Source organism: Ferdinandcohnia sp. GQ5 (assembly GCF_059759275.1).
Genome location: NZ_JCAXEW010000023.1, coordinates 70968 through 80641 on the forward strand (window position 1 = coordinate 70968; position 9674 = coordinate 80641).

General features: G+C 36.5%; 10 protein-coding genes. 9 read left to right on the forward strand and 1 reads right to left on the reverse strand.

What is annotated here, in order from left to right; all coding sequences use genetic code 11:
- The first annotated feature begins 190 nt into the window (after positions 1-190).
- From AC6CHV_RS22610 to perR, 8 genes are all read left to right on the forward strand, one after another.
- The gene (locus AC6CHV_RS22610; RefSeq protein ID WP_498079726.1) at positions 191-1213 is read left to right on the forward strand and encodes an ABC transporter substrate-binding protein; all 1023 of its coding nucleotides are present in this window, start codon (positions 191-193) and stop codon (positions 1211-1213) included.
- Between the two features lie 619 nt (positions 1214-1832).
- Entirely contained in the window at positions 1833-2543 is a 711-nt protein-coding gene (locus tag AC6CHV_RS22615; protein ID WP_498079727.1) for a response regulator, read from the forward strand.
- Positions 2544-2572: 29 nt separating this feature from the next.
- Positions 2573-3793, forward strand: a complete 1221-nt coding sequence (locus AC6CHV_RS22620) for an ATP-binding protein (protein ID WP_498079728.1) — start codon at positions 2573-2575, stop codon at positions 3791-3793.
- A 120-nt stretch (positions 3794-3913) separates the two neighbouring features.
- Positions 3914-4630: an ATP-binding cassette domain-containing protein gene (locus AC6CHV_RS22625; protein WP_498079729.1), complete on the forward strand. Its 717-nt coding sequence runs from the start codon at positions 3914-3916 to the stop codon at positions 4628-4630.
- A 188-nt stretch (positions 4631-4818) separates the two neighbouring features.
- Positions 4819-5559, forward strand: a complete 741-nt coding sequence (locus tag AC6CHV_RS22630) for an ABC transporter permease (RefSeq protein ID WP_498079730.1) — start codon at positions 4819-4821, stop codon at positions 5557-5559.
- A gap of 182 nt (positions 5560-5741) precedes the next feature.
- Positions 5742-6698 carry an NAD(P)-dependent oxidoreductase gene (locus AC6CHV_RS22635; protein ID WP_498079731.1) on the forward strand — a complete coding sequence of 319 codons (957 nt, stop codon included), beginning with the start codon at positions 5742-5744 and terminating at the stop codon, positions 6696-6698.
- Between the two features lies 1 nt (position 6699).
- Positions 6700-7248 (forward strand): cob(I)yrinic acid a,c-diamide adenosyltransferase, encoded by a 549-nt coding sequence (locus AC6CHV_RS22640; protein WP_498079732.1) that lies wholly within the window; start codon positions 6700-6702, stop codon positions 7246-7248.
- 134 nt (positions 7249-7382) lie between these two features.
- Positions 7383-7826, forward strand: coding sequence for a peroxide-responsive transcriptional repressor PerR (gene perR / locus AC6CHV_RS22645; RefSeq protein ID WP_099364767.1), 444 nt, complete (start codon positions 7383-7385; stop codon positions 7824-7826).
- Positions 7827-7975: 149 nt separating this feature from the next.
- Here the strand turns inward: perR and AC6CHV_RS22650 are convergent, their stop codons facing one another.
- Positions 7976-8341, reverse strand: a complete 366-nt coding sequence (locus AC6CHV_RS22650; RefSeq protein WP_498079733.1) for a DUF2614 family zinc ribbon-containing protein — start codon at positions 8339-8341, stop codon at positions 7976-7978.
- A gap of 141 nt (positions 8342-8482) precedes the next feature.
- Between AC6CHV_RS22650 and AC6CHV_RS22655 the strand changes: the two genes are divergently transcribed.
- Positions 8483-9352, forward strand: coding sequence for a nucleotidyltransferase-like protein (locus tag AC6CHV_RS22655; RefSeq protein WP_498079734.1), 870 nt, complete (start codon positions 8483-8485; stop codon positions 9350-9352).
- The last annotated feature ends 322 nt before the right edge of the window (positions 9353-9674 follow it).

Consider the following 9674-nt stretch of genomic DNA (forward strand, 5'->3'; position numbering starts at 1 on the left):
TGAGAGTTCAAGTGGCAATAAAGTACATGTGAATGCGGAAAAATAGGAATAAAAATATTCAAAAAAAATTTAATGATTTAGTATTGACGGAAGTTTTGTAAGCATCTATAATGAGAATTGTTATCAATGATAATGATTCTCATTTTTAGTAAGGAAATTACATATTGTTTAAATAAGGAGAGGAATCAAAATGAAGAAATGGAAATTTGCAAGTGCAATCTTAGCTCTAACTGTAGCGCTTACAGCTTGTGGCAATGACGATGAGGCTACAAAGGAAAAAACAAATGAGACTGACGTAGCAGGAGAACAAACAACGAATGAAGCTACAGGTCAATACCCAATTACCATTTCACCAACAATTGCTTCAACTGACACTGAAGAAGCGGGTACAATAAATTTTGAAGATGTAACATTTGAATCAATGCCAGAAAAGATTGTTGTATTTGATTATGGTTTCCTAGATACACTAGATACTCTTGGTGTTGAAGGAGTTGTAGGGGTTCCACAAGATTCTAGTTTGCCAGAAAACCTTGAAGAGTACGCGGGCGATGATTATGTGAATGTTGGGACATTAAAAGAACCATTACTTGAAGATATCGCTGAAATCGGTCCAGATGCGATTTTCATTTCTGGCCGTCAATCTCCATTCTATGAGGAACTAAGTGAAATCGCACCTGTAGTGTTCGTTGGAACTTCACAAGATGACTACTGGAACACATTTTTAGCTTCAGTAGATGTAGCAGCGAAAATGTTTGATAAAGAAGATGAAGCAAAAGAGCACATTGCAAAAATTGATTCTGCAATCGAAGAAGTTAAGGCGTTATCTGGCAACTATGAGACTTCTTTAGTGACAATGTACAATGAAGGTAAATTATCTGGTTTCGCAGAAAACTCTCGCTTTGGTTATATCTATGATATTTATGGGTTCAAGCCAGTAACAAATAATATCGAATCTTCTTCTCATGGATCGAACTTCGGTTTTGAAGCAATTCTTGAATTTGATCCTGAAGTCTTATTCGTAATCGACCGTACCGCTGCGGTAGGTGATCAATCTAATATCGACAAAGATATGGAAAACAAAATCATTCAGAAAACGAAAGCTTATCAAAACAAACGAATCGTGTATCTAGATGGCGTACTTTGGTACCTAAGCGGTGGCGGTTTACAATCTGAACTTGCAAAAATCGAAGAAATTTTAGCTGAGTTAAAATAATTTACAATAAGACTGTCCAGAAAGTCAGTGGAAAAACTGATGATCTGGGCGGCTTTTTTTATTGGGATGGATATTAGATATGACGTTTTCCAGTGTTTAACAAAGGTAATGCCATATCGTATGTTTAGTGTATAAGATTTTACAGAGATATCCAAAAGTGATGCCATATCGTGTGTTTATTGTATGAGATTTTACAGAGATATCCAAAAGTAATGGTATATAGTGTGTTTATGGCATGGGTTTTTACAAAAATAACCAAGTGTGATGTCATATCGTGTGCTCTTGACATGGTACTTTCAAAAAAGTTCCAAATGTCAATGGATAAAGGGGGTTAGCGGTACAAGCAAGAGTGAAAAATGTCTGAGCATGTAAGGCAAGAAAGGTTTAGCGGTACATGCTAGTGAGAGAACAAGTTTAGCATGTTCGTTAACAACGGTCTTGTGGTACATGCTAGACCGATAATAGGTAGAGTATGCCCCGCAAGTATAGGTCAGCGGCACAAACGAAACCTAAAGCATGTCCTACAAGCACAACTTCCATAAAAAAATACACCAAGATTCCATTGAGTTTGTTATACTGAAGATAAAAATGGAATTGTATGGAAGAAAGGGGCATGCAGATGAATCGGACTATACTAATTGTGGATGACCAGCCTGAGATAGTTGAGCTTCTAGGTCTTTATTTAGAAAAAGAGAGTTATAGAATTCTTGAAGCCTTTAACGGGCGAGAAGCACTTCAAATCATAGAGCAGGAAAGTATTGATTTAATGCTTGTCGACCTAATGATGCCCAATATTAACGGCTATCAGCTAATAAAGAAAGTAAGACAGAATTTGCACATTCCTATCATCATCATTTCTGCAAAAAACGAGGATAACGATAAAATTCTAGGTCTCGGCCTTGGAGCAGATGATTTCATTCCGAAGCCATTTAATCCATTAGAGGTGATTGCTCGAGTACAGGCTCAGCTAAGAAGAAGCTATAGTTATAAACAGGAGTCTACACCCCAATCTGAAAGCCTACTTATAAAGGTGGGAGATATCGTCTTAGATGAGAGCACCTATTCTGCTAGGAAGGGTGACGCGACAATTCCACTTACAAAAATTGAATATCGAATCTTGGAGTTATTAATGAGTTCAACTGGTAGGGTGTATACAAAACAACAAATCTTTGAACGAGCATGGAATGATTATTACATGGGTGGGGAAGAAGACAATACGATTAACGTTCATATATCAAAGCTAAGAGAAAAGCTTGAGGAAAATCCCAAAAAACCAAACTATATAAAAACGATAAGAGGCCTTGGGTATAAATTTGTGAGCAAAAAGTAGAAGTATATGAAACTAAGAGGAAGAGATATATGAAAAAATTAATCTATCGGGTCTTTCCAGAACAAGAAGGAGTAATCCCGTATTTATACATTGCAAACCTGGTTTTCCCACTTTACTTTTTATTTCAGGAATCACAAGGGAAACTATTACTGGGTCTATTGCTAGTGACAGTCTTTGTTTTAGCTTATCGACAGGTGTATTGGAACCCACAGCACACACTTCCACTTATGTTTATTCAGATGTCAATCATTCTATTATTTGGTTTTGCGTATGACCCATTGTATATTTACATGATATTCATTATTGTGTATCAGATGGTTCGTCTACCAATGCAAATGCTCTACGTCCTTTGTGGCCTCTTCACAATTTTTGGTCTGTTCCTAATCTATCAGGTTGTCCTTTCAGGAGAATATTCCGCCATTCTTAACTTTGGCCCACCTTTGTTTGGTGGCAGCATCCTCCCATTTATCATGAAAGGTTCGATAAAGTATAAGGAAATGAGCGAAAACTTGAAACGAACTGCGGAAGAGCTTGAACAAAAGAATCGAGAAAAAACAAGATTGGAAGAGAGTAAAAAGCAAATGCTTGCAGACATTTCACATGATTTAAAAACTCCTATCACCACAATTCAAGGGTATTCCAAGGTATTGTATGAAGGGCTTGTAAAAGACGAGGAACAAACGAAGAAGTACTTAAGGTACATCTATGAGAAATCAATTCGTGTAACGTCATTAATCGATGAGCTTTTTATGTTCTCAAAATTAGATAGTCCTGATGTTCCTATTCAAAAAGAGAAAAAAGATATTTGTGAATTTTACCGCGGAGTCATTGCTGAGCATTATGATATTTTTGAGGAAAAGGACATGGAGCTAGAGATCGATATACCAAATGAAAAAATAATGCACGCATTTGATCAAAAGCTGTTAAACAGGGCGTTGTCGAACCTTCTGCAAAATATTAACAAATATAACCCTGAGGAAACAAAAGTTTTTCTCAAATTAACTAAGAATGAAGAAAAAATAATAATTGAAATAGGTGACGATGGTATCGGCATCAGAGAAGATATCGCCCGAACAGTATTCGATCCTTTCGTAAGAGGCGATAAAAGCAGAATGAACGACGAAGGCTCAGGACTTGGCCTTGCCATCACAAAGAAAATCATTGAACTACATAACGGAAACATCCGTGTGGACACAACACCAAAACAAGGAAAAACCAATTTTATAACCGAACTCCCACTAAAAGTATAGCCCAGGCTATACTTTTTTCAATTTTAAGCAAGATATAAGACTCACTTAAGGTTGAGTTAAGGTTCGCTGACTAAGATAAAAGTAACAAAACAAAGGGAAAGCAAAAGGGAGGACCTTACGATGTATCAATCTGTTATTGAGCTTACAAATATATCGAAAAGTTATGGTGATGTGAAAGCTGTTGACGGTATCAGCCTACAAGTAAAAAAAGGAGAAGTACTCGGAATTATCGGTGCGAATGGAGCGGGAAAGTCAACTACTCTTGAAATTATGATGGGAATTCGAAGACCTGATACAGGTACTGTTAAAGTACTAGGAATGAACGTTGAAGAAGCCTCAAATGAAATCAAACAAAAAATCGGTATCCAGCTTCAGCAAACAGCCCTTTACGATCGAATCAAAGTTAAAGAAGCACTAAAATTGTTTAGTTCCTATTATGATAAGACACGAAACTTACAGGAAATCATTGAAACTCTGGGACTCAAACCTTATCTAAACAAATATGTTAAAAATCTGTCAGGGGGCTGGCGGCAGCGTACATCACTGGCTTTAGCACTAGTAAATGATCCAGATATCATCTTTCTTGATGAACCTACGACAGGGTTAGACCCACAAGCAAGACGTGATCTATGGACCTGTATCAACCGTTACCGTGACGAAGGAAAAACAATACTCTTATCAACACATTATATGGATGAAGCGCAAAAGCACTGTGACAGAATCGCTATTATTAAAAAGGGAAAGCTTGTTGCCTGTGACAAACCACAGAATTTAATCGATTCTTACCTGCAAGGAGCAGGGACGATGGAAGATGTTTACTTAAAATATGCAGTCTAACTTTATTCAGCAAGAGTCCTTAATTTCTAGGTGGAGAATCAATTCAGAAGTGGTTTGAACCTTGACTGAATAAAGTTATGCCTTCGGCGGATGCCACAGATTTTCAAATGTGATTTTTCGAGCGACCTCGAAAAAATCTGAGCGCAAATACGCCAAGGCGCATTTGATTTAATAAGGAGGAAAAACTAATGCAATCGATTATTACACATACAAAAATGGAATTAAGATTATTTTTTCGCGAAACCCTAGCTTTATTGTTCACATTTATTGTCCCTGCCGTCAGTTTTATCGTTTTCGGGTTAATGTTTGAATCGAATTCATACGAAGGACTAGATTACTTCCAAGCGTATATTCCAAGTATGATGGCCATCATTATTTTTACAACAGCCTTCTTCTCAATGGGGCTGCAGATCGTAATCGACCGTGAAAAAGGTGTATACAAACGTTTAAAAGGAACACCAATCAATCAACATGCAATCTTTATGGCAACCATAATAAAAGGCTTTATCGCGATTTATGTTGGGGGAATTGAAATACTTTTTATTGCGAAATTTGGTTTTGGTTCAGAACTAACTTCGCATCCATTTGAATTTTTTGTAGCACTAACATTTAGCGCAATCACATTTTTCTCCATTGGTTTTATTGTTTCAAGCATTACAAAGAGGATGCAAACTGCATTAGGCGTTGCCATGATTGCAATGTATCCAATGATGTTTTTATCAGGGGCAACCATTCCCTTAGAAACTTATCCAGAGATTCTTCAAAAGATTGCTGCAATCGTACCGCTTACCTACGTAGTAAATGTTCTAAGAGAGGGCTGGAATGGAACATTATTTACTTCAGGTGCACTGCTTGACATTGGAATCTTATGTGGAATTCTAATTGTTTCCACAATCATCGGTTTAAAATACTTTAAATGGACGGACTGATGGAGTGCCTATTTTTTAAGGATTGTGTTAAACGTCTATACACATTTAGTTTGACGACGTATCTTATAGTGTAGGGCATACCTCCTCAGATGTTAGCGAATTTTGTGCGAGAGAAATCTCGCACCTTTTTTGTTTTACTTCTTTTAGAAAGTTGTTACTATAGTAGATAAGGAGGCGTAATAATGCGAATTTTATCAACATTTATTCCGATAGAAGAAATCACAGAAAAAATGAAAAAGGCGTTTCCGGATGAAGAATTTATCTATTGTGAAGATATAGAAGAGGCCTTACCGGAACTACATAAAGCAGATATTTTACTTACCTACGGGGAGGACTTAAACTCCGAACATATTGAAATGGCCAAAAATTTAAAATGGATTATGGTGATATCAGCAGGACTAGAACTAATGCCTTTTCAAGCGATTAAGGAAAAAGGGATTCTTGTTACAAACGTACGGGGAATTCACAAAATTCCAATGTCCGAATACACACTTTCGATGATGCTACATGTCACAAAGAAAAATAAAAAAATCGTTGAGCAGCAAAAAGACAAAAGCTGGGATCGCCTGACTAATTTTCCAGTAGGTGAGTTACATGGAAAGACATTGGGTATCCTGGGAGTGGGTGCGATTGGCGGTGAAATAGCTCGATTAGCAAAAGCTTTTCATATGAAAGTAATAGGATTAAATCGCAGCGGGAACGAGCATGAATTTGTTGATGAAATGCTTCAATATGATGGACTTAAATACGTATGCGAAAATGTAGATTATCTTGTTTCTGTCCTACCGAGTACGGATGAAACAAAATATATTCTAACTGATACTCATTTTGATTTAATGAAAAAAGACGCAGTCTTCATTAATATTGGTCGTGGCGATTTAGTGAAAGAAGAAGTCATATTACGAGCGGTTCAATCAAATAAGATTTCACACGCGGTATTGGATGTGTTTGAAGAGGAACCACTACCAAGTAATCATCCTTTTTGGACACTTGAAAATGTGACAGTTACTCCACATATCTCGAGTAAATCAAAATTTTATCAACCACGATCCTTTGAGATTTTTGAACAAAACTTACATATTTTTAAGCAAGACGGCAGTGAATTTATCAATAAAATTGACTTAGACCGGGGGTATTAGTATGAAAATCTATACTAAAACAGGGGATAAAGGCACAACCTCATTAGTATATGGACTGCGAGTTTCAAAAACTGACTTACGTGTTGACGCATACGGGACCTGTGATGAAGCGAATTCAATGATCGGATTAGGATTAAGTCACTTGCACCATACTAAATTTGAAGGAAAAGAAGAGGTTGAGTCGATGTTTAAAAAGGTTCAAACGACCTTATTTCACGTCGGCGCCGAACTTGCAACTCCTGCAGGGAAAGAAGTTAAATGGAAAGTTTCCGATGAGGATATTTCCCTTCTAGAGACAGCAATCGATAAATGGGATGCACAAATTCCCCCACTAACAAACTTTGTACTACCAGGTGGTAGCCAAGCAGGGGCTTCCTTCCATGTTGCCAGAACAATCGTAAGAAGAGCTGAAAGAAAAGCAGTTGCAATCGGAGAACAGGTAAATCCTTTAGTTATCTCTTACTTAAATCGACTTTCTGATTTTCTTTTTGTTGCGGCTCGCTACGTTAATCATAGGCTTGGCCAGGGTGAACCAACTCTCCATCAGTGAATTATTCTAAAAAAGAATCGTAATTCAATCGGATTAGTCATATAGTAATGGTAGAAATGTTGACAAAAGCGGTCGGAGCGAGATACACTAATTATAAGGATTATAAAGTAATAATGTTTACTAGAAAGAGGTGCATGGCGGTGTCAGACAATCACTTGAAAGAAGCGCTTGATACGTTGAAAGAAACCGGGGTTCGAATCACTCCGCAACGTCATGCGATACTAGAGTATTTAATTAATTCAATGAGTCACCCGACTGCAGATGATATTTATAAAGCACTTGAAGGAAAGTTTCCAAACATGAGCGTTGCAACCGTGTATAACAATCTTCGTGTTTTCAAAGAAGTGGGCTTAGTGAAAGAATTACCTTACGGAGATTCATCAAGTCGTTTTGATTTTATCACTACTCAGCATTATCATGTGATATGTGAAGAATGTGGTAAAATTGTGGACTTCCATTACCCAGGGTTGGATGAAGTGGAAGCACTGGCAGCACATGTAACAGGCTTTAAAGTTAGTCATCATAGAATGGAAATTTACGGCTCATGTCAAGAATGTCAAAAGAAAGCCGCACATTAAAAAAGCTGACGAGGTAATCCTGTCAGCTTTTTTCTATTTTGTTTAGGTCAAGTTGCCATTGACGCAAGTCATTATCCAATCACTTCGGAAGTTAATCTGTACCTTCTGTCAGTGCTTGTCCTTTTCTGGTCGTCGATAAGTAGCGGCTTTCACTTTTCTACTTTAGTGTATTTTTTACTATTGTATTTTTCATCAAACTCTTTTCCTTCGAGTTCCGGATCAAGAGTTAGTGGTTCCTTACAATACATACAAACATCCACTCGTCCTAACATTTTAGTTGGCTTGTTGCATGAAGGGCAAGTTACCTGAATTGTTCGAGTCGAAAGCAAGCCGATCCAGAAATAAACAACAGTACTGGCTAAAATAAAAATAAGGCCAAGAATCATAAATATTGTCATTACGATAACATGTTCTTTAAAAAAGATTCCCCCGTACATGACAATAAATCCAACGAAAATCAAAGCAAGAGCAAAAGAACGAATTTTATTAATTTTACTTGAATACTTTACACCCATGTTTAATCCAACCTCCTTCATATACTATACAATATAAAAAAGAAAGATAAAAATAAAAAAAAGATTCTGCATAAGATGTGAAGGTTTTATTTTTTAGACGTCGAAATATATACCCAACGGATTTGATTGGAGGATATCAAAATGGAGGATTTACTTCGCCCCCTTTATCAGGAAAGAGCAAGCCAACCCAGTACACTAGGGATCATTCTAATTGAAAAGGGGAAGGATGCTTTTACTTATACCGATTATTTTGACATAGCCTTACTCGTCATTGTAAAAGAGCATGAGAAGAATATGTTCATCAAACATTATAATTATGACAATAGAAAAGCATCTTTATATACTGTAAAAGAAAGTCAAATAAAAGAATGGTTTCTATTAGGATCTAATCGGAAAATTGTAAACTGGATCTTAAACGGAAAAGTACTATTTGACCGAAATGAATACATCATTAATTTAAGAAACAAGCTACATGAATTTCCTGCAGAAGAAAGACAGATAAAAATGGGTATGGAATTTGCAAAACTAATTCGTCGCTATCAGGATGGAAAAGCATTTTTTAATGCAAAGCAATATTTAGATGCATACAATTATGTCATTCATGCACTCCATCATTTAGCTAGGCTAGCAATCTTCGAAAATGGCTTTCATCCTGAAGTCACAGTCTGGAATCAAGTAAAACAAATTGATCCTCAAATTTATAAACTATATATTGAACTTTTGGAAAGCGAGGAATCACTTGAAAAGCGACTAGAGCTTCTCTTCTTAGCTAGCGAATTTCTCATACATTCAAGGGCAAAACGTGGAGCTTGTCATATCATAAATGTACTCTCTAAAAGAGATGAATCTTGGACTTACGGTGAAATAATGGAGCTTCCTGAGCTTAAAGTTTACTCAGTGGACCTTGAGGTTTATCTAGAATTCCTTGTAGAAAAACACTTTATAAATGTAGAAAAGCTAGAAACAAAAGGGAAAGGAATTTTCCATAGAACGTATCACGTTAAAAAGTAAAATCTTTAACTCCTTCATATATTTGAAGGGGTTTTTATTATTTTAATAAAATATTTCATTTTGGAGTTGACGGATGGTTGAGCCTCATGTTATATTATATTTCGCCGCTGAAAAACAAACATCAGCCGGCAAAAAAGTTTTGAAAAATATTATTGACATTAATAAATCACCATGATATATTAATAAAGTCGCTTCTGAGCGGCGGATCAAAAAAGTTCTTTGAAAACTGAACACAATACAAGCGTCAACGTTTAATTCAAAAGTAACTAACTATTGAGCAATCAATACTCTTATTGGAGAGTTTGATCCTGGCTCAGGATGA

Coding starts and splice junctions, on each gene's coding strand:
- AC6CHV_RS22610 (WP_498079726.1), top strand. CDS start 191: ATGAAGAAATGGAAATTTGCAAGTGCAATCTTAGCTCTAACTGTAGCG.
- AC6CHV_RS22615 (WP_498079727.1), top strand. CDS start 1,833: ATGAATCGGACTATACTAATTGTGGATGACCAGCCTGAGATAGTTGAG.
- AC6CHV_RS22620 (WP_498079728.1), top strand. CDS start 2,573: ATGAAAAAATTAATCTATCGGGTCTTTCCAGAACAAGAAGGAGTAATC.
- AC6CHV_RS22625 (WP_498079729.1), top strand. CDS start 3,914: ATGTATCAATCTGTTATTGAGCTTACAAATATATCGAAAAGTTATGGT.
- AC6CHV_RS22630 (WP_498079730.1), top strand. CDS start 4,819: ATGCAATCGATTATTACACATACAAAAATGGAATTAAGATTATTTTTT.
- AC6CHV_RS22635 (WP_498079731.1), top strand. CDS start 5,742: ATGCGAATTTTATCAACATTTATTCCGATAGAAGAAATCACAGAAAAA.
- AC6CHV_RS22640 (WP_498079732.1), top strand. CDS start 6,700: ATGAAAATCTATACTAAAACAGGGGATAAAGGCACAACCTCATTAGTA.
- perR (WP_099364767.1), top strand. CDS start 7,383: ATGGCGGTGTCAGACAATCACTTGAAAGAAGCGCTTGATACGTTGAAA.
- AC6CHV_RS22650 (WP_498079733.1), bottom strand. CDS start 8,341: ATGGGTGTAAAGTATTCAAGTAAAATTAATAAAATTCGTTCTTTTGCT.
- AC6CHV_RS22655 (WP_498079734.1), top strand. CDS start 8,483: ATGGAGGATTTACTTCGCCCCCTTTATCAGGAAAGAGCAAGCCAACCC.